The 20,640-nt window shown below is 60.4% G+C and carries 15 protein-coding genes and 1 pseudogene; 7 read left to right on the top strand and 9 right to left on the bottom strand.

The features are described 5' to 3' along the window. The first annotated feature begins 8 nt into the window (after positions 1-8). Positions 9-7,547, top strand: a complete 7,539-nt coding sequence (locus WDJ58_RS24310) for a SpvB/TcaC N-terminal domain-containing protein (protein WP_338918188.1) — start codon at positions 9-11, stop codon at positions 7,545-7,547. A 1,229-nt stretch (positions 7,548-8,776) separates the two neighbouring features. Here the strand turns inward: WDJ58_RS24310 and WDJ58_RS24305 are convergent. Both WDJ58_RS24305 and WDJ58_RS24300 read right to left on the bottom strand, forming a co-directional pair. After that, on the bottom strand, positions 8,777-9,019 hold the full coding sequence (locus WDJ58_RS24305; RefSeq protein WP_338918187.1) for a hypothetical protein: 243 nt from the start codon (positions 9,017-9,019) through the stop codon (positions 8,777-8,779). Positions 9,020-9,975: 956 nt separating this feature from the next. Continuing rightward, entirely contained in the window at positions 9,976-10,614 is a 639-nt protein-coding gene (locus WDJ58_RS24300) for a hypothetical protein (protein ID WP_338918186.1), read from the bottom strand. A 491-nt stretch (positions 10,615-11,105) separates the two neighbouring features. Between WDJ58_RS24300 and WDJ58_RS24295 the strand changes: the two genes are divergently transcribed. The 3 genes from WDJ58_RS24295 to WDJ58_RS24285 are packed head-to-tail and all read left to right on the top strand — an operon-like array spanning position 11,106 to position 12,137. Beyond that, positions 11,106-11,339, top strand: coding sequence for a helix-turn-helix domain-containing protein (locus WDJ58_RS24295; RefSeq protein WP_338918185.1), 234 nt, complete (start codon positions 11,106-11,108; stop codon positions 11,337-11,339). A gap of 6 nt (positions 11,340-11,345) precedes the next feature. After that, positions 11,346-11,678, top strand: coding sequence for a type II toxin-antitoxin system HicB family antitoxin (locus tag WDJ58_RS24290; RefSeq protein ID WP_338918184.1), 333 nt, complete (start codon positions 11,346-11,348; stop codon positions 11,676-11,678). A 6-nt stretch (positions 11,679-11,684) separates the two neighbouring features. Next, positions 11,685-12,137, top strand: coding sequence for a type II toxin-antitoxin system VapC family toxin (locus tag WDJ58_RS24285; RefSeq protein ID WP_338918183.1), 453 nt, complete (start codon positions 11,685-11,687; stop codon positions 12,135-12,137). Between the two features lie 301 nt (positions 12,138-12,438). On the opposite strand, the gene WDJ58_RS24280 is transcribed toward WDJ58_RS24285, so the two are convergent. After that, the gene (locus tag WDJ58_RS24280; protein WP_338918182.1) at positions 12,439-13,455 is read right to left on the bottom strand and encodes a hypothetical protein; all 1,017 of its coding nucleotides are present in this window, start codon (positions 13,453-13,455) and stop codon (positions 12,439-12,441) included. Positions 13,456-14,307: 852 nt separating this feature from the next. On the opposite strand from WDJ58_RS24280, the gene WDJ58_RS24275 reads away from it, so the two are divergent. The 3 genes from WDJ58_RS24275 to WDJ58_RS24265 all read left to right on the top strand — a co-directional run bounded on the left by WDJ58_RS24275 (position 14,308) and on the right by WDJ58_RS24265 (position 15,788). Continuing rightward, positions 14,308-14,604 carry a UPF0175 family protein gene (locus WDJ58_RS24275; RefSeq protein WP_338918181.1) on the top strand — a complete coding sequence of 99 codons (297 nt, stop codon included), beginning with the start codon at positions 14,308-14,310 and terminating at the stop codon, positions 14,602-14,604. Then, positions 14,597-15,121 carry a DUF3368 domain-containing protein gene (locus WDJ58_RS24270; protein WP_338918180.1) on the top strand — a complete coding sequence of 175 codons (525 nt, stop codon included), beginning with the start codon at positions 14,597-14,599 and terminating at the stop codon, positions 15,119-15,121. The genes WDJ58_RS24275 and WDJ58_RS24270 overlap by 8 nt, the downstream gene beginning before the upstream one ends. Positions 15,122-15,533: 412 nt before the next feature. Continuing rightward, positions 15,534-15,788, top strand: a complete 255-nt coding sequence (locus WDJ58_RS24265; protein WP_338918394.1) for a PadR family transcriptional regulator — start codon at positions 15,534-15,536, stop codon at positions 15,786-15,788. A gap of 70 nt (positions 15,789-15,858) precedes the next feature. Here WDJ58_RS24265 and WDJ58_RS24260 read toward each other — a convergent pair whose 3' ends face one another. From WDJ58_RS24260 to WDJ58_RS24235, 6 genes and pseudogenes are all read right to left on the bottom strand, one after another. Beyond that, positions 15,859-16,317, bottom strand: coding sequence for a DUF429 domain-containing protein (locus tag WDJ58_RS24260; RefSeq protein ID WP_338918393.1), 459 nt, complete (start codon positions 16,315-16,317; stop codon positions 15,859-15,861). A 122-nt stretch (positions 16,318-16,439) separates the two neighbouring features. Further along, positions 16,440-16,589: pseudogene (locus WDJ58_RS24255) on the bottom strand (DUF429 domain-containing protein); the annotation flags it as partial. A 554-nt stretch (positions 16,590-17,143) separates the two neighbouring features. Next, positions 17,144-17,560: a hypothetical protein gene (locus tag WDJ58_RS24250; protein ID WP_338918179.1), complete on the bottom strand. Its 417-nt coding sequence runs from the start codon at positions 17,558-17,560 to the stop codon at positions 17,144-17,146. A gap of 132 nt (positions 17,561-17,692) precedes the next feature. Next, positions 17,693-18,949, bottom strand: coding sequence for a hypothetical protein (locus tag WDJ58_RS24245; RefSeq protein WP_338918177.1), 1,257 nt, complete (start codon positions 18,947-18,949; stop codon positions 17,693-17,695). A 379-nt stretch (positions 18,950-19,328) separates the two neighbouring features. Further along, a complete protein-coding gene (locus tag WDJ58_RS24240) occupies positions 19,329-20,126 on the bottom strand; it encodes a hypothetical protein (RefSeq protein WP_338918176.1) in 798 nt (265 codons plus the stop codon). 138 nt (positions 20,127-20,264) lie between these two features. Further along, on the bottom strand, positions 20,265-20,633 hold the full coding sequence (locus tag WDJ58_RS24235; protein WP_338918175.1) for a DUF7718 family protein: 369 nt from the start codon (positions 20,631-20,633) through the stop codon (positions 20,265-20,267). Positions 20,634-20,640: the final 7 nt, after the last annotated feature.

The raw sequence follows: 20,640 nt of genomic DNA, 5'->3' as shown, positions 1-20,640 counted from the left end.
GTGTGGCGATGAGCGACAAGTCCGGCGTCTCGGATCAGGTGATGTCGCTCCCGTCGGGCGGGGGTGCTCTCAAAGGAACCGGTGGGAAGTTCTCGACGCGGAAACAGACCGGCTCGGCGAGCTATACGATGCCGATCGACGTCCCCGACGGACGGAACGGCCTCCAGCCAGATCTGAACCTTGCGTACAGCTCGGGCAACGGCGACGGGCGGTACGGACTGGGCTGGGCGCTTGGCGTGCCGTCGATCAGCCGGAAAACAAAGACCGGCGTGCCCGTCTACGATGACGGAGAGGACACGTTCCTGCTGGGCGGGAAGGATCTCGTTCAGGTCGATCAGTACGACGAGTCCGACGGGACGCGTGTCACGCGGTACCGACCACGGATCGAGAGCGAGTTCGCACGCATTGAGCACCACCGCAGCCCGTCGACCGACCACTGGATCGTCGAGGCCAAAGACGAGACACGCCGTCGATACGGCACGCCCGACAGCGTTGGTAGTGATCCAGCAACCGTCGCCGATCCAAGCGATCGGACGAGGGTTTTCAAGTGGTACCTCACGGAGACAGTCGACACGCACGGTAACCGGATCGAGTACGAGTACGCCCGCGACACCGGCGAGACGGATCAGCATCACTGGGACCAGCTGTATCTCGACGCCATCAGCTACGTCGACTATGAGGATGAGAGCGGACGGTCGGACTTTCTCGTCACGGTCGAGTTCGAGTACGAACCCCGGCCAGAACCGATCGCCAGCTACACGTCCGGGTTTGAGATCCGGACGCGAAAGCGTGGCTCACGGATCATCGTCCGCACGCACGCGGATCGGGATCGTCCCATCCGCAGTTACGAGCTGACCTACGCCGATGAGCTGGCCGGCGAGTCCACGCCGAGAAACGGCGCGTCACAGCTCACACGTATCCAGGTCGTCGGCCATGACGACGGCGACACACAGCGGCTCCCTCCCGTTCAGCTATCGTATTCGCAGTTCGATCCGGAAGGTCGTGACTTCGAGTCACTTTCCGGGCCAGTGCCGAGCCAGTCGCTCTCAGCACCGGAAATCGAACTCGCTGACCTGTTCGGGAACGGCCTCCCCGACATAGTAGAGATTGACGATGAGATCCGGTATTGGCGCAACCTGGGCGACGGCGAGTTCGACGAGCCCCGGCCGATGGACGAATCTCCGGTCGGGCTGAGCCTCGCCGATACAGATGTACAGTTAATGGACGTCGACGGCGACGGGCGGATTGATCTCGTCACTTTCGATACGCCACTGAGTGGGTACTTCCCGCTCAACCGGGACGGCGGCTGGGCCGAATCCTCCTTTCAGGCGTTTGAAGGGCTCCCGAGCGTCAATCTTGACGCGCCGAACGTACAGATGACAGATCTCACCGGGGACGGCGTGACCGACATCGTCCGGACCAGCGAACAGTTCGAGTGTTTCTTTCAGGATCGAGAAAAGGGTTGGACAGAGACCCGGACCGTCACCGGCGGGATTGACGGGCTCAAACGGGTCGATTTCAGCGACCCACGGCTCCGGCTGGCGGACTGCTGTGGCGATGGACTTCAAGACATCGTCATGATCGACGACGGGCACGTCTCCTACTGGCCCAACCGGGGCTACGCTGACTGGGGTCGGCGGGTCAGAATGGATGACCCACCCAATCTGCCCAGGGGACACGATCCCGGGCGGATCTTGCTCGGCGACATCGACGGGGACGGCCTGACCGACCTTGTCTACGTCGAAGACGACCGAGTTCGGGTGTGGATGAACCAGTGTGGCAACAGCTGGAGCGAGCCCTACGAAATCACGGGAACACCGACAGTCACAGACACGGACGCCGTCCGCTTGGTTGACATTGAGGGCGACGGGATCGGCGGGCTGCTGTACAGCGACGGTGGACGCGCCGGCAGCGATGAGATGTACTTCCTCAACCTCATCGGCGACCGGAAGCCGTACCTGCTGACCGAGAGCCGGAACAACATGGGTGCCACGACCAGGATCAAGTACGCACCCTCGACGGCCTTCTACCTACAGTCCGAGCGCGAAGGCGAGGGCTGGAAAACGACACTCCCACAGCCGACCTGGGTGGTCGAGCGGGTCGAGAACGTCGACGAAATCTCCGGCGGACGGGAGACGACCGAGTACACCTATCACCACGGACACTACGACGGGGTCGAACGGGAGTACCGCGGGTTCGGGATGGTCGAACAGTCCGATAGCGAGTCGTTCGAATCGTACACGGAGAGCAGCACCGACGCCGACGTGTCGACCGGACGAATCGGTGGACGCGAACAGTTCTCGCCGCCTTCGTTGACGAGGACTTGGTTCGAGCTGGGGCCGGCTGGCAGGGCCCACGGCGACTGGCGGGAGATCGAGTACACGAACGAGTACTGGGACGGCGATTCCAGATTGATCGATCGACCGGCGGAGACGGAGCGTCTTCTCGATCGGCTAAAACGACGAGATCGACGCGATGCCGTCAGGGCATTACAGGGGCGGCCCATCCGAACGGAGGTGTACGCCCGAGACGGTGCGAGCAGGGACGACCGTCCTTACACCGTTTCTGAGCGGGCCTACGGTCTCCGTCAAGAGTCTGCGGGCGACAGCGGGGACGATCGGCGGACGGTATTCTATCCCTATCAAGCTCAATCACGAGAGACCTCCTGGGAACGCGGTGAGGATCCGAAGACGACGATCACTGTCGTCGGAGATTACGACCGCTATGGACAGCCACAAAACACGATCGAAATCGCGGCGCCGCAGGGCTGGGAGCCTGGCGCCGCAACCGACGGCTATCTCGTCACACAGGAGCGATCCAGGTTCGCGTACAGACGCGATGATACCCACTATCTTGTCGATCGGCTCGCGGCGAAACGCGCATACGAGATCGAAGTCGAGCGTGACAGGACCGTCGACGAATTGCTCGACGCAATTGCGGACGATGAGGTCACACGACGACTGATCGGCTTGACCCGGCACTTCTACGATGGAGAGGCTTTCGAAGGGCTGTCGCTAGGTGAACTCGGGGACTATGGGAACCGCGTAAGAACGACAGAGCTGGTCCTGACCAACGAGATCATCGCCGACGTCTATCCGGGGGGCGACAATCCGCCGGCCGCCGGTCCGCCGTCGTATCTCACGGCCGACGCACCGACCTGGTCAAGCGCCTATCCGACGGAGTTCAGGGACGGCATGGCCGAACGTGCCGGTTACGTCGTCAGACAGGACCTCCCGGACGCCACGAGTGCGACGACAGGTTACTTCGCAACGACCTACCGCGCCGCCTACGATGTCCAGCAGCCCGGCAGGAATAGTGACCGCGGACTCCTGGTGGCAACTCAGGATCCACTCGGGAACGAGACGACCCTCGCGTCCTACGACCCCTACGATCTGACTCCGACAGAAGTCATCGATCCCGCGGGCCTGTCCACGACCACGACCTACGACTACGCGGCGATGAAGCAACGGGAAACGACCGATCCAAACGGGAACAGAACTCGAAACGAGTACAACCCGCTGGGGAAGGTTAAGTCGGTCGCCAACCTCGGCAAACAGGGCGAGCAAAACGGAGATACCCCCGATCAGCCGAGCAAGCGGTTTGTCTACCACTTCCGCGCGTTCGAGCGCAGTCCGCCGGCGAATCCCGAACCGGCGTATGTCCACGCGATCGAGCGGACCCGCCACGCCTTTGACGTCATCGAGCAGGAGAACGAACGAAGGCGCGAGCGCGGGGAGTCGGAGTTGACTGAGGCAGATATCGAGGAGCTCTTCCCGCGGGACCCCACTGCAGACATACCCGAGCGGCCCGAAATCGAACAGTATCCCGAACGGTTCCAGCAGTCCCGAGAGTACTCGGACGGGTTCGGACGTATCGTCCAGAGCCAGTCCCAGGCGGAGACACGGATCTACGGCGAGGATGGAACCTTCGGTAAGGGGGTCCTCTCACTCGACCAGTCGGATCTTGAAGCTCACCCGGTTACTGTTCACGAGGTCAACGCAACCAAGCAACGCGTCCGAGTCAGCGGCTGGGAAACGTTCGACAACAAGGGCAACGTAGTCGAGGAGTACGAACCGTTCTTCCGTGTCAGCGAGGGCTGGGACTTCCTCTCGCGGAGCGAGGCCGCCACCTCGAACCGGGAGACGATCGGTCGGCACACGGACACCTACTACGACCCACTCGGTCGGGAAGTCCGAAGCGTGTATCCCGACGGCTCCGAATCGCGGAGTATCCGCGGGAGCGTCCCGGAAGACAGCCTCAACGATCCAGACGCCTACGAACCCACACCCTGGGAGGTGTTCGAATACGACGCCAACGACAATGCGGGCCGAACGCACCCCGGCGAGTCGGGTGAGTACGATCACCACTGGAACACACCCACGAGTAGACGGTACGACCCGCTTGGACGCGTGATCGAGACCGTCGAGCGCAATCGGACGAGTGACGACGCGACGATCGAACGAGTGCAGACGGAACGCGAGTACGACATCCGTGGCAACGTCGTATCGGTCACCGACCAGCTCGGGCGAACGGCGTTCAAGTACGGCTATGACCTCGCGAATAATGAACTTCGTTCGGAGACGCGCGATCGCGGCACGAAGCGGATCGTGCTCGACGCGGCGGGTAACGAACTCGAACGGCGCGACGCCAAGGGTGCACTCGAGTGCCATCGATACGACCTAAAGAATCGTGTTACACACGCATGGGGGCGGGACGCTACTACGGAGTCAGTAACGCTTCGTAGGCGGGTCTATCATGGCGAGACGGACGACACGCTGTCGGCAGGCGACGCGCGCGACCGGAACATCCTCGGGCGGGTTAACCGGAGCTACGACGAGGCAGGGCGAGTGCAATTTGAGGCCTACGATTTCAAAGGAAATCCACAGAAGAAGCAACGACGCGTGCTTGACGACGATGCAGTAACGTCCGATGTGATCGACTGGACCCCTGTGAGCGGCAGCGACGTCGCCAGTCGCGAGAGAGACCTGCTCGCGAGCGGTACGTTCAGACTCGACATGGAGTACGACGCCTTGGGGCGGGTGCGCAGACGCCGGCTCCCGGCAGACGAGTCCGGCGATCGCAAGGAGTTCCGGATGTCGTACAACCGGGGCGGTGCGCTCGAACGCGTGGATCTGGCCTCGAACGTCGCTACGGAAGGCGAGCAGGTAGACTCGTACGTTGAGTGTATCGGCTACGACGCAGGTGGTGATCGGACGCTAATCGCGTACGGAAACGGCGTGATGACCCGCTACGCGTACGACGACCGGACACAGCGACTTCGGCGGCAGTTAACACAGCCTTACGAGACAACGGCCAGCGGAGGATACGAGCCAGACACGGACGCTTCGTCGGTCGTTCTCCAAGACTTCGGGTATGAATACGACAGGGTCGGCAACGTACGGACGATCGCCGACCGGACGCCGAACTCTGGCGTCAGAGATACCCCCGATGGAGTCGACGCACTTGAGAGAGAATTCGAGTACGACACCTTGAACCGGCTGACGAAAGCGACCGGGCGGGAGACATCGAATATGCCTCGACCACGACCGTGGGGCGATACGAGCCCGACGACCGATCAGGAGCAGCGTTACGGCGTCCCGGATGTGACCCGGACGAACGCGCCCGACCAGACTGCACTGTATGAGGAGACCTACCAATACGACGCAGCCGGCAACCTGACGAAGATAGGCCACGCTGGCGCATCAGACTGGTCGCGGACCTTTGGCATCGGAGGCACGCATCCAAGAGAATGGACCAGCAACGGGTGGGCGTCCACGCCGGCGAACAACCGGGTGACTCACGTCAGAGATCCCAACGGGCACTCGATGCCGACGCACACCTATGACAAGGCCGGGAATCTCCTGACGGAGCAAAACGCTACGTTCGGGTGGGACTACCGGGACCGCCTGCGGTACTACGAGGAGGCGGCGGGTGACGGTCCCCCGTCGGTCACGGCTTCCTACGCCTACGACGCTGGCGGCCAGCGCGTCAAGAAGGTAATTGAAAAGCAAGGGCAAACCGAGGTGACGGTGTACATCGACGGCATCTTCGAATATCGGTCGCGGGAGTTCGACTCCGATGGCAGGGAGGCTCGGGCGAACAACACAATCCACGTCATGGACGACACTGACCGCGTCGCGCTGGTCCGTGTCGGCTCACCACTGGATCCCTCGGATCCGACCCCCAGCGTTCGGTACCAGCATAGCGATCATCTCGACAGCAGCACGCTTGTAGTCGACGACGACGGCGACTGGGTCGACTATGAGGAGTTTACTCCCTTCGGAGCGACCGCCTTCGGCGGCTACGCTCGCAAGCGGTACCGCTTCACTGGCAAAGAACGTGACGAGGAGAGCGGTCTGTACTACCACGGCCAGCGCTACTACGCGCCGTGGCTTGTGCGGTGGACGACGACCGACCCCAAAGGGACCACGGATGGTCTTAACACGTACTCGTACGTGAAGAACAATCCGCTCCGAGCGACCGATCCGACTGGGACTTCTTCGGAGTATAATGAGGCCAACAAGTGTACCTCCGACGAGAACAAGGCGATGACAAAAAGCTCCAAAGCCTCGAACGCTGCGGAGGAGTACGTCAAACAGGGCGGAAAATCCACGCTGAGCGGGGAGACAAAAGGTGGTCGGTGCGTCCTCCAGTCGATGAAAAAGAAAGAATCGTTGTACAGACACGCTGAACTGGCGGCGACGCTCGTGTCGCCGACAGATACGGAGAAGACGCGTGATGTCGGTCACAAAGAGGCACGCGATCACGCCAAACAAATGTCCCACGAGGACGGGAAGTCGGCCCACCACGCGGATCCGCCAGAGGATTCGACGTACAAAAAGGGCAAACCGTCGGAAAAGGTCACTTTAGAGCCTGAACAGACTAGCGGCGGTAAGAGCACCTCGAAGTCGGGGAGTTCGAAATCCAGTTCCGGATCGGGATCGAAATCAAGCAGCGGAAAGCAGCCGAGACGACGTATCTGTCGAGAAACGATCAAAAAACGGAAGCAGGCCTACAAGAAACATCCCGTTAAGGCGCGATTGTGTGACGCACCCGAGAACCTCGTCGACAATGGCGAGTCCACGTCTGGCGGTGGCTCTGCTGGTAGTTCGTCAGGATCCGGCGGTAGTAACAGTGATGGTGGCAGTGGAAAGAGCAGAGGCGGCGGTGGCAGCAAAACTGGGGCTGACAGTGGAGGCGGCGCGAGTATGTCAAAAAGTGCAAAGCGATTCGGCAAAACGACGTTGAAAGCCGTCGGTCCCGATGCTGCCCTCTTTGTTCTCGATTATATGGCGAGACGAAACCTGGATCGTGCCCAGGATATACGTCAGCAATCCGGGAGACCAACCAAAGAAGAGATCGAGATAAACGAAGAGCAGGGATACCAATATAAAGGTACGGAGGAAGGTCAGGCCCAGTGGGAATTCGACCCACCGTGGTACATCGGCCTCAGGAACGGCATCATGTTCCTAGTGAACCCACCGATCGACAAGATGATCCGGCGGCGGCCAATGCCGGGCGATCCGGGATATCAGGGGCCGATATAGCAGTCAGTCCTTCGTCTGGAGGTAACGAGACATTCAATTGGCGCCACAGATGGCATCAGAACGTCTCCTAAGGCCACAGCATGATCTTCCTATTCATGTGGATACAGGCATGGCTGCAGTCGAATTTCTCTTAACGAAGCCCAGCTCTATTCCTCGCGAGCATGCGCTACGTCTACGACGGGAATAAGACGCCCGCTCTCGTTTCGAGGACGCTGATCTGTACGGTTGCTTGATTCCAAGGGCACCATGGAGCCGGAAGTGAGACAGTTACGAACGTAGCGCCCATCAAGACGACGCTCCCGGGCGGGTCGTTCGCCGTGCCCTCGGCCCGGCGAGTCGGCGGTTGGAAGGGACACGGCGATAGTAGTTATTATGAGACTGTCAGGGTGAGGATGGAAGGCGGACCGCCTGAGATAAACCACCACGGACGCGGTGGCCCTTGGCATCGCTGGGGGAGGCGTCGGTGTGAAGCCAGCGGAAGGAGCGGCGACGAATTTCATGACCCCCGATAGGGGTGGCTTCACATCGTACATCGATTCAGACATCTATGTCCTACTACTGTGTATACGTGTCTATGCTGAATGAACATTCAAAATGATTAGAATCGTGAACCTCGGAAAGACTGGCTTTGATGCGATTGCTTATAAGTCCCGATCCAATCATGATATATCATAATAGTCATTTTCTAATAGTTTAACTATCCGTGGCTTGCTTAACGATGCTCGGGTGCTATTTCGGCGGTCTTAGATGTCGGGTAACTATTGTATTACCTGTCAAATATGTAATTTTTTAATTGAAATCACCTTCGCGAAGTTATGGATGGCGTCGGGACGAATGAGCGTCCGACTGGCGTCCGCCGGGTCAGGAGTCGGTCTGATTCCATCTCACCGTTCTTTTTTCACCGCTATCTTCAGGACGGTGGTGTCGTAGCTCAGCCCCCGACCTGCTTTAATGCCGAGTGGTATCTTCAATCGAACGATGGTTTCGTTAGACCAACTCTTTGCCGTGATGATTAGGAGACGAGCGTCTCACTCCGTTGTGAAGGGGTACACTCACCTGTCTCTCCAGGGGCGTTGTGAGCAGTCTATCAGCTGGATGCCGGTTCGAATAACCGTCGGTCTCCTCCCTCGTTTACCAGTCGTTACTCCACATGCGGGTATCTGTCAGGGCCTGTGGGGTAACGTTCTTCAAGAGAGCCTCGATCTCCGACGGGTGTCGTGTTGATTGGCTCAGGTCTCTGGGTCAGTGATGCGGAGGTTGCCGTCGACCTCGTAGAGCCACCCGGAACTGAGCAGTCGTTCGATCGCATACTCGGCGTCGGTTGGCTCGTCCGGAAAGTCGCTGTGCCCGAGCAGCAGGTCGTACGCCCGCTCGTGGGAGAAACCCTCCTGACGGTCGGTGGACTGAGCGAGCAGGATCTCGTAGGCGTCCTGGATCCAGTCGGGCAGCGGCCGGGGTTCGTTTGACCACATCTGGGCTCACGCTCGACTCGCCGGCGTACGGTGATTCGGGCCAGGAGTACTTAAAACGCCGCCGTCTTTATGACCGAGATATGATATCTGAGGGCGCCCCACAATCGAGGGGCAGGGGCGTTGCTGGCCACGCGGGCGGGACAGAGTCCTGCTACTCGACGGGAGTCGCGAACGTCGGCCTTCCATCTCCCGTCGTAGTTACCACGCTCCTACAGTCGGGTGAGCGATGGAACGGTCGTATCCATTCGCCCCACCGCCACGCAGGACGGTGTTGGATCGGCTCTACGGAGGGGGCCTATTGCTCGCCGCTATCCCCATACGGGCCGGGCGGTCCACCGAAGCCGGTTTCCATCATCTCACACTCCCCGTTCTGGTTGATGAGGAGGCGGCCCTGATACCCACAGGTCCCGTTATTGTTGTACTTGCAGCGGGTACAACGACACTCGAGCGATTTGGCCGCGTCACGTTGGGCCATGGTCTCAGTATCGAGTCTGTGCGGTTGAGACTTCCCCTGCGACAACGGTCGAGCGATGGACGTCTGTGGAGGAATGATCCGCGGGGTTGCTTCATCACGCCGGGGCGATCGACAAGAACGATATGCTATTGACTCGGGTGGTTGGTCGACTACTCCCACTCAGCGGGCTCGGTCACTGGCTGCGCCCGGTAGAGCTTCTTGCGGGCGTCCGGGAGGTACACCTCTTCCGTGACCAGGCCCACGTTCTCGAGTTCACTCACTGCAGAGCGCGCGGTCCGGGCCGAAAGCATCGTTCGGTTAGACAGCTACTGGGTAGGGAGTTGGGACAGTCAGGAGAGTTGGGGTGGTGGCCGTTCGGGTCCGACTCGCGGCCTCCCCACCCCACGTTTCCGTCGTTCTGTCGGTCCCGTGACCGCCTCTCGTGAGTCCTCGCGGGATTCTGCTGCTCGGGGTCGATAGAGCTGTCCGCTCCGCGCTCCAGTCAGCCCGAGCGATCAGTGTCAGCTGACTCATCCCCGGATGCAGTCGTCTCCGAGTCCGGGTCTCTACCCGCGGTATGGGAGGGCGAGGGGTCGGCACCCGATCGAGGAGACCGCGTTGGAGTCGCATGCCAGATGGCGTCCTCGAGAGGGGCGTAGATACCCAGGTCGTACTCTCGGGCATCGTGTTCGGGGTCGACGTAGTAGCCTCGCGCAGGCACGGAAGCGTCAGCAGTATCAGGCGCAGCGTCACGAGGCCCCCAGGTATCGGGAGACGACGAGTACGCGCCCGGGTCGTCGAACACGGGGTCGGCGTCGGACGTATCGGCACGGTCGTCGAGTACGTTGAGTTGGCTCTCGAAGACGCGATTGCGATCGATGTCGATGGCTGGCTCGCTTGCAATACTGATGCAAACACTGGCGGTTTCGGGATCTGGACACCCGCTTGCGTCGAGTAGGAAGGCGAGCTCGCCGAGGTAGGGTGCAATCTCATCCGGTGCGACGGATGTCGGTGGTGTCGGGGCTTCGGCAGCTGTCGCGGCGTTGAGCCCGAGGTGTTGGCTGAGCGTGACCAGCCAGTCACGCAGCGCGATTGCGGCGGTGGGGTCGAGTTCGATGGTTCGTTCGGAGTGGTGGTTCATAGCTGGAGTCTGGCTCCACCCTGTGGGGCAGACAAACCACCGACCGTGATTCGAGGTGACGTCTGCATCTCCCGATAGCTGACAAACAGTAGACGGCAGGACCGATGCCCCGATCGACACGACGCGAGGGTGTGGTCGTCAGCCAAGGGGGTACTATCGTTACCCCACACTGGTCGGATGATGTGCCCCAACGTGGGGTAACGAGAGTCGCACGGCCGGACGCGCACGTCTCCACCGCAGCGATGCAGGTGCAATTCCCCTTTCTCGCCTCCCAGCCAGATGTCCATCGAGCAGGTCTGACGGCCCCGAAACGCCAAGAGTTACAAATCGATAACGGGGAGTCTGGACTGGCGTGTGTGGTGGATCCCCGTCACTCCCATCTCGGTTGTGGCTGTCGATATCGAGAGCAGCATTTACGACACTTATGTGATGTCTTCTCCGTCTACTTCATAGTAGATGGATTTTTACTCCTGGCCTATCTCCGTCACAGCATGAGCGAGAGCGACCGGGACGAGCGTGGGCGGTTCATCCCGAAGCACACCGATGACGACGTCCTCGCGGCGGTGGGGAAACACGAACCGGCAGCGACGAGTGAAGTCGCTGCTGAACTCGGAATCGAGCGACCCAGCGCTGATTACCGGCTGCGACGGCTCGAAGACATGGGTCGTGTCACGAGCAAAAAAATCGGCAACTCGCTTGCCTGGCGGCTCGGCGACGGGGAGTGACCGACCATGAGCACGAACACCGGCTCTCCAGCAACCACCCGGATCACGCTGACGTACGAAGAAGGAGCGGATGACGAAGACGGCTACTGGATCGCACGGGACGACAAACGGGGAGTCACTGTTCAGGCTCCCACCCGTGAGGAAGCCCTTGAGGCCCTTGATGAGGCCGTCGCGAATCGGACTGGATCGGCTGAGCACGAGTGGGAGATCGGCTCAGACGATCCGTTTTTCTCGGCCCCGACGTTCTCGAGTGGGCAGTCTGACGTCTCTGAGAACGTCGACGAATACCTCACAGAGGATCTCTATCGGGACAAAGTTGCCTCCGACGATGAGTCCTGATCGTCGATGAGCGGGCTCGAGCCGACGCCGCTCTTCGTCGATACTGGGCCGTTCTACGCCCGGTTCGACGATGACGACGCGCATCACGACCGAACGATGCGTCTCTTCGAGCGGATCCGCACTGGTGAGCTCCTCTATCGGCCGGTGTACACCTCACGCTACATTCTCGCCGAGACGACGCGGCTGTTGCTCTATCGAGTCAGCCACGAGGCTGCGATCACGGCCCTCACGGCCATCCGCCAGGGCGAACTGTTCACTATACTCGATGTCGACGACGATCGCTTCGAGCGTGCCTGTGAGCAATTCGAGCAGTACGATGATCAGGAAATCACGCTCGTCGATCATCTGAGTGGCGTCCTCGCCGAGGAGCGAGACGTGACTCACGTCTTCACATTCGATCCCGATGACTTCCGCACTCTGGGCTTCACCGCTGTTCCTGTCGACACGGGGGATGCCTGATCAGAAGCAACGACCACCACGTGACTTCGGTACGTCTCCGGCATTTGTACTCATGATAAAAGACCGCGACTGACTTTGATTCACCGTGAACATGCTATACAGGGAGGGTCACTCAGCGCTGGAGGCTCAGCAGCCCCCGCTGGAAAACATCCCCTGGCCAATTCGACCACAAGCGAGGTTGTGGCTGCCGACGCCTCCGCGGCCCCTCACGGCGCCGCTCCCGGCGTCGGCAGCGGTGGGTGGGGAGGCGGGCGGGTTCGTGGGGGCGTGGCGAACCACCGCAAAAAAAGAGCCGCGTCGATTACTCCAGCCGCTCGGTGTCCCGCTCGAGGACGATCGTCGGATCGTCGGTACCGTGTCGCTCGATGTAGGCCGCCCGCAGCAGGCAGTTGTACCGGCTGACCCGCCCAGGGGTGGTTTCGACGATCTGGCTGACCGCCTCGGCGAGTTCCGACTGCGTCAGCCGCACACCGCCGATGAGCTTGGTGGCTGCGTAGACGGCCGCCGCCGCCACGGTCAGTCGTGGTGTCCCCGATCCGATCGCCAGCTCGTCCGCCAGATCCATGAGGTGGGAAGCCACCTGCCGAACCTCCAGATACGAACTTCCGAACCGACCGTCACGGTCATCCATCTGCTCGTCGAGCGACTCGAACACCACGTCGACGGCGTCCGGCCGCACCGGGGGACAGCTGTCGGTGAGTCCGAGTCCGAGTCGAACCTTCCGCGCCCCGGCACATCCGCGCTCCTCGGGGGTGCGTGCCCACGGGGTGATCGCGTCGATCGAGTGTGGACATCCTGCCTCCCGCATCGCCACGATGAGTGCCCCCGTGGCCACTGACTCGTAGGCCATCCGCCCGTCGGCCAGTCCGGCCTCGAGCGCGTCCCTGAACAGGTCGGTCGCCCGCTCGCGAACGAACTCGGGAAGGCCTGCACTCCGGCCCACCGCCCTGATGTCCATCAGCGCATCCGTCCGGAGCCGATCCGCCGAGTCACCCTCCCACCGGATCCGCTTTTCCATCCGCCGCACCCGCCTGAGCTGCGAGCCCGAGAGCGAATTACCCTTCCCGTCGTAGTAGGAGAATGAGAATGTCGACCCCATCGGGTCCGCGTGGTAGGGAGATGCCGTCTCGACCCGGGGAGCGCCGCCACTGTTCTGTCCCTTCCCCACATCGGCCAGCGTCGGGCCGTGCTCGAGGTGTGATTCCGAGACGACCAACCCGCACCGCTCGCAGTAGGAGTCGTACCGGGCCGCGACGACCTGTCCCTCGCATTCGGGGCAAATCGTCAGTGCCGACCGCTCGTGTTCGACTGACCACACCTTCGAGACGGGATCAGATGCCGTCTCTGGGTGTTCTGGTGTCTGTTCTACCGTACCTTTATAAGTGATGAACTCTCTAACTGACATTGGAATCACTGGTCCAAGTGCATTCCGTGAAGGCGCTCACTCGGCGCCTTTTCCGACTCCACGACTCTCCAGCCGCGGCTCTCGGCCTCCCAACCAACGCCGTCTCGCTCGACCAGCGCCACTCCATCATCGCTGCGCGCTCTCGCTCGCGCCTTCGCCCGTCGCCAGACGGGCGCGAGCGGAGCGCGCCCTCGAACCCGACCAACCAGCCACGCGCCCGGTGACCCGCCCGGAACGGTGAGCGGCCGGAGCGGCGCGACGGCCGCGAGCCGCACGCCCGGAACGGTCGGTGCCGAGCGTCGCGAGGCGCGACCAGCGTGGCCGACCGCAGGGAGGCCACGAGGGCGAGCGGTGACCGCAGGGAACCGCGAGCGTGGAGCGCCTCGATGCGAGCGGGGAGGCACGACCCGCGAGCACGCGGAGGGCGGCAGCGGCGAGCGGGGCGAGCCTCTGTGGGGCGGGAGTGAAAGGGGCCGCCGGTTCGGCGACCCCCGGCGACGGTGAGCCGAACGGAGTGAGGCGAACGTCGATGGACGAGCGACGCGAGTCCAGCGGAACAAGGACCACAGGAGCGAGCCGTGCGAGCGACGAGGACCGCAGCGAGCCGCGGGAGCGACGAGGACCGCAGCGAGCCGCGGGAGCTGAACCGGTGGGGGCTTTCGAGGTGTGGTACCCCGACGAGTCACCGCAGTATCCGTCCTAAGAACGACCACTCCGGGGTGCAAACGATTATATATGTGTCAACACGTAGATAATCGTATACACATGGGATCGACACTCACCACGCGCCTCCCGGACGACCTCGCGGCGGAGATCGAGCGCATCAGCGAAGAGGAGCAACTCGATAAGAGTGCCGTCGCCCGACGATTACTCGACCGCGCCGTGCGAGAACACCGGCGCGAGCAGGCGTTCGAGCGGTACGAGCGCGGGGAGATCTCGTTGGGAACGCTCGCCGAACAGGCTGACCTTTCGCTTCGACAGGTCCTCGCCGAACTCCGCGAACGCGGCGTCCATTTCCAGTATTCGAAAGAGAGTCTGCGCGAGGACTTCCCGGATGCCTGAGGGGGCAGTCGTCGCCGACTCGACGGTCTTGATCTTCCTCGGAAAACTTCGCCGGCTCGACTGGCTGCGTGCCGCGTACGAGCCCGTCCTCATTCCCACCAGAGTCTACGAAGAGGTCGTTGTGAACGGCAAGGAGCTGGGCGCACGGGATGCGGTCCTCGTGGAGAACGCAATCGACGACGGCTGGGTCGAGGTACACGAGATCGATCCGTGGAAGGCCATACAGAAGTACGACCTCGAGGCGGGTGAAACCGAGGTGCTCTCGCTGGCGCTGGCTCGGGAACACGACGAGGTCCTCGTCGACGAGGAGAGCGTCCGCGACGTCGCCCGGTTGCATGACCTCCGTCCACGCGGAACGCTCTATTTCCTGTTCAGGGCGGTTCGTGACGGTGAGATCACGTTCGACGAGTTTCTCGAGCTACTCGAAACGCTCCTCGAGGAGGGCTTCTATCTGGACGAAGCCGTCTATCTGGAGGCGATCCGAAAGGCACGCCAGCTCGCGGCCGAGCACGAGTAACCGTGGCGCAGGACCCGACTATCGGCCGGTCAGCCACACCGTAACGCGCGAACATTTACCAGTTCCAGTTCGCACTGAGGTCCCGGGCCGGCTACACCCACCGTGTCGAGACTGTTGCGACGCCGCTGTGCGGAGTACCAACTTCTTACCAAACTAATCGGGGAAAGAAGAGGGCTAGCTGTTTGGTAAGAGAACGTACTAATCGCTCCGATTCGACGCAGCTCCCCGAAATCCGCTCTGGCCAGAGATACTACCTCGGATGGCCTCCGGTGGCGGACGACTGGACGGTTCTACCTGGGGCTTTACGGCTGCGATCGACGGCGCACGCGGGGACACCCGTTTGCAATGACCTATCAGCCGAGATACCGTATGTAGACTAATGCACGACCTTACCGGATTCCAGTGAGATCTCCTGTACACGATCGCCGGCCTGGACGAACCCCACGGCCTCGAGATCAAGGAGGAGCTCGAGACCTACTACGAGACAGAGATCCATCACAGCCGGCTGTATCCGAACCTCGACACGCTTGTCGACAAGGGGCTGGTCGAGAAAGGTGAGATAGATCGGCGGACGAACTCCTACACGCTCACTCGGCGCGGTCGGCGCGAGATCGAAGACCGACGAGAGTGGGAGAACGAGTACGCCGAGAAAGCCATATCGGCGTAACACCCCCTCTGTAACTCGTCCTTCGATCGCCCAGAGGCAACTGATTGCTCTCCCCCCGATATCACGAAACCTACCCAGACCCGGTTCTCAGTTCTTCCTCGCTCCGATAGACCATCTGCATCGGCAATCCTCTCGCATCGACAGGTGGCTCTAGCGGGAGCGTCTGCAGCTTCACGTCGTCAGCACGGGCGGTGGGGGCCAGTACGAGAGCATCAAGAAGATCGTCCAGCTGGACAGTGTGATCCTCGTCCCCGAGCGCCCTTGCGAGTGTTCGCCAGTCGCCATCGCGGTACTCGGGAACGCCCGAAATCGCGGAGAATCGCTCGCCGACGCCGGGTGCCGTTTTCTTGCTGTGGGTGAGCGACTCGCCGTTGAATGCCCGGAAACAGACCTCCGGGTGCCCCTTGACCAAGATCTCTTCGTCCCCACCGTTCCGGAGCAGGTTCTCGACCTTGACGATACCCCTCGAGATGCTGGCGGCCTGCTGCGACAGTCCTTCCCCGGTGAGCACCCTGTTCTTCTCAGTGATTTCGGCGTACTCCTTGCCATCGGCGGCCAGTTCTGCTGCTCCCCGAGCGGGGCTGTGAACACCGAGCGATACTGATTCCCGACCACGCGTCTGGCGAGGTCGTCACACTCTCTAGAGAGTTCATCCTCTTCTTCCAGACAGGGGCACCCGTCTGCGTCAAGCGATTCACACAGGCCGATCGGGGCGTCGATGACGATCCGGTGACTTGTGTCCCCGTGCGTTTCCCAAAGCTCCTCTATCTCGTCGAAGATCCCAATATCGGGAGACCCCATACGATCAGAGTACACGACTGTGACCCACGCACCAGCTGACCAGTCGACGCCGACGTAATGTGTCCGTCCAGATCTCATGATGGCGCGGGGAACGCTGCAGATGCACCTATGTCTGGTGGCGCCACAGGGGAACCAAGTCGTCTCTGTTTGGAAGGGTCACCCTGTTCAGGTCTGTACGGATCGGAAGCGTTCACATTGATGAACTACCAGCGGCTGTACTGGTTCATAGGATTATATCGTGACCCCACCGATAGTGGTTCGACTGGTAGCGCGGTACCCGTTCCCGGTGAACGGGCGATCTGTAGCCCCCCTGCTTCAGGGGGTTTCGACACACTCGAGAGCGACCGGTGAGAATCCAGCGAACTCGACATCAGGTAGCGAGGCGCTACTGAAACCCTTCGACAGTGATGGATTTCAGTGACCGTGCTAAATATAGAGCGCGCATACAGCATGGTGCTATCTCCGAGAAAACTCTACGCATCACTCATGATTGTTTTCCCAAAAACTTCACGCGATTGACTTTCTCTTATTCGTTCAAACCTGTGCTCAACGACTCAATACGTGTGATCCTGTGGTGCTTGCCCTAAAATATCGAAGGTGACTGCATGCCATAATATCTCGGAGGCAGCGACTTCCACGAATCTTGCTGGGAAAAACTCAGTGATGTCCTGTGTAGTAGCTGATGTGAATGGCATCATGATTCGCTGTCTTGCTTCAATCCACTCCTGATGTTCTATATCATCACTGACCGAGTAATATGCAGCCTCAGCCAGTTTTTCTTGTTCTTCTAATGACTCGACCGGGTACCCATCATCGGCTGTTTGGGCCATCGCCCACACGTCATCCCATTCCCACTCATCTCTGTCCTCATAACCAGTATATTCAATCGTTTTGTCAATAGTGTCTTGTTTTAATGCCTCGTATTTTGAAAAGTACTTATCAAGATCGTCGGGATCGTAGTCTAACTCCATACCCGTGATTTTCGACGAATAAATAAAATATTTGGTACTGTTCAGATCATCGTGCCGATTTCATGCTCTGTATCTCACACGCCAATCCTATTATATGAAATAATATGGTAGGTGAATATCTGGATTCTATTGTTAATCCTTGAGCCTCTGCCAGATCCGGGTCAAAATCCCAACGGAAGGAGGGGCGGACCGGTCTACTGATGTCTCAATCTGGCTCTCTCGGTCGGCTATCTTATTCCGAAGTGCCTCGACCTCAGTTTCGAGTTCCTCGACATGGTCGGTCAATCGTTTGATCATCGCCTCTTGGACACGGACGCGCTGTCTTAGAACCCGATTCTGCTCCTCAAGATATGCAGAGGTCGGTTTGGTGTTTTGTACAGTATGTTCATCTCCGACATGTCCTGTAGACGTCTTCACTCCGTCGGGAGTGTTCGAGGCCGAAGACTCTGCTCTTATTTCTGGATCGTAGAACTCACTGGTTCGAGCGATCGCGCGCTGGATCGTCTTGGCCCCGTACGTTGAGCCGTCGGCGTAATGCACCTCGTCCCACTTGGAGCGCATCAGCCCAGAGTCTCGAAACAGCGAATCCATCCAGCCAGCGTCCCCACGCGTCCAGAACGCCAGCAGACAGCAAAGAGCCATGTCGGCCTCCGAGTGGCTCTCGTACCCGGCAGTACTCCCATTCCACAGCCGCCGGAACTTCTCGCCGTTCGCCGCGTTACGGGCCTGCTCGAGGAGCTCTTCGTTAGTACGGTCGTCGGGACTATCGTCAGATGCTCCGACGTTTGGAAACCTGGGCGAGTCGTCAATACGCCCGGAATCCTCTGATGGCTCGTGAACAAACTGGTAGTAGACTCTCGCGAGATCCTCGGTCCGCTCGTGAACCTCCGTTGGTGTCTCCAAGACGTGTTCGCCGGTGACAGTGAAGAACCGCGCCGTCTCGTATAGCTCGACGTTCCCCCTGCGGTTGCGGCCACTCGGAAGCGATCCTCGGACGATCACGTGAAAGCCAGTCCCCGAGGGGCTCACTTCCGTGTAGGAGTCGAGGCGCTCGATAATGCTCGACGCGTAATCTCCAACTGCTCCGGTCTCGGGCTCGCGGCAGGCGTCGAGGTCCACCCCGACGAAATCGTCGGCCTCACTGAACACGAAGCCGAGACCGTCCGCTGCATCGATAGCATAGGCTCGGGCGGTCTCGAAGTCCGTCCACGTCGCCGGGTCGGTCGTCGAGGCGAAGCTCCCGGTCTGCGGATCCACGGGGACCTTCGTCGGTTTGTCCTGACCGTCTCGGACTTCCTCCCGCCAGCAGATCCACTGCTCGCAGTCCCGGAGGTCCGCTGGAATCGAGGCCTCGAAATCCTTCGAGTCTACATCTATTCCCACGGTCACGCCACCTCCGCTCGCGGACCGGCCAATCTCTCTCGGTTACAGCACCGCTCCTGCGATGGAGTACTCGCTACTCGTTTCCCTTCCTGTCTCGGATGACGACCTCGGTTCCTGGCCGTGGTGGCCCGAACAACCGCTTTCGACGGTATCCCCCACCCATATATTAGTCGATGATTGCTGTCACAGACCCCTGTTCCAATATCAAAAGTGTATGACTGCGTCTTGTGACAGCACTCCGTGACAGCCTGCGATATCTTGCTCGGCCTAACCGGGGCCGTCACAGGCTTCCGTAGTGCGGTTCCGGGAGCGGTTCTGTGACGGCATTCTTCGAGTCGGGATTTTCCCGTTACACACCACCAAAATCGATTAACTGCACCGGATTTCATAGCTCCTCTCCGGGTTCGACAAGTTCGATGCCAACGTAACAGCGGGTCAGCGTCCCGTCGATCCGCTTTCGAGCCCGTTCGATCTCGATGTGTTCGCCGAGCTTCTTGGAGAACCAGCTCTTGTTGCGGACTGGGATATCGTGCTCTGCCGCCGCAGATGAATACGCCGCGTAAGCCTCGGCCACGGGAAGGTAGTTTCCCTCAACGGCGGAAAGCCGGGCGTCGACGAACGCCCGGAGGAAGGAATCCTCGTCCTCGAAGACTACGTTGTCTCCACTCCTCGTCTCGGTAGCTGACTCGGGCTCCTCAGGGAGCACACGAGTAGGAACATCTGCTTCTGTGGAATCCTCGGATTCTGCCGAGAGGGACGGTGGTGAATCGAGTATCGTCGATAGCGGTGTGGTTTCGCCGCGTTCGTACAGGCGGGCGGTCTCCAACTGCCTGTCTCCGTCCTCGCCATCACCTCCGAGAATCACGATCGCATAGCTCTCACGAGCGTAATCAGGGACCGAAAGCTCGTGCTCGGGGACGAACGGCTGCTTCACCTTCACCCAGTTCTCGCGGAAGGCCGCCTTCGACTCGTAGTGGTGTGTTTCTCCGGCCTCGTGAACGGTGTAATCGCCGGTCGCACGGTCGTAACTGTAGACCGCGGGGAACCGATCCTTCGAGGCCGTGGCGATATCTGGTAGCCGGGCGTGTTCGGTTACCGCTGCATCAGTGAGAGCGTACTCGCCGTCCTGGCGTGTCCAGATGGTCCGACGCGAATCACCGGTCGTGAGACGCACGGCCGTCATGTTCTAACCGGAAAGATCGATCACATCCGTCGACAGTGCCGGTGCATAACTCTTAGTCACCGAAGGATCGAGCCCTGGGCTCGGCTACGTCGACAGGGGCGACTTCAACATCTCGTCCGAGCACCGGAACCACAACTGCTACTCGAAGCCGAAGTTGTCCCGGTATTGCCGGGCGTAGTGCTCCCACCGATCCTCTAATCTCTCGATCGCATCCTCGACATCAAAGTCCACTGGTAGAGAAGTGTCCTTGCCACCCTCCTCCGAGTAGAATCGGTCGATGTGGGGGCCGCCGTGTTTCCGGTCATCGATGCGTACAATGTGGACCTGTTCGGCGTCCTCGGCATTCTCAAGCGGAGACCAGAAAAAGAGCCAGACAGCGTAGTCGTCTGTGACTGCGCTTGCTTCATCTGTGACACGATCGCTATAATCAACTGCGAGGTAGACGGTCTTCCCCCCGATCTTGCCGAGAGGATAGTCGTAGTCGTACGATTCGGTGCGGTCCGGCATGTAGCCT

Origin of the sequence: Salinirubellus litoreus (assembly GCF_037335815.1) — an archaeon.
GTDB classification, from domain to species: domain Archaea; phylum Halobacteriota; class Halobacteria; order Halobacteriales; family Haloarculaceae; genus Salinirubellus; species Salinirubellus litoreus.
This window is presented reverse-complemented; position numbering and strand designations above follow the sequence as displayed.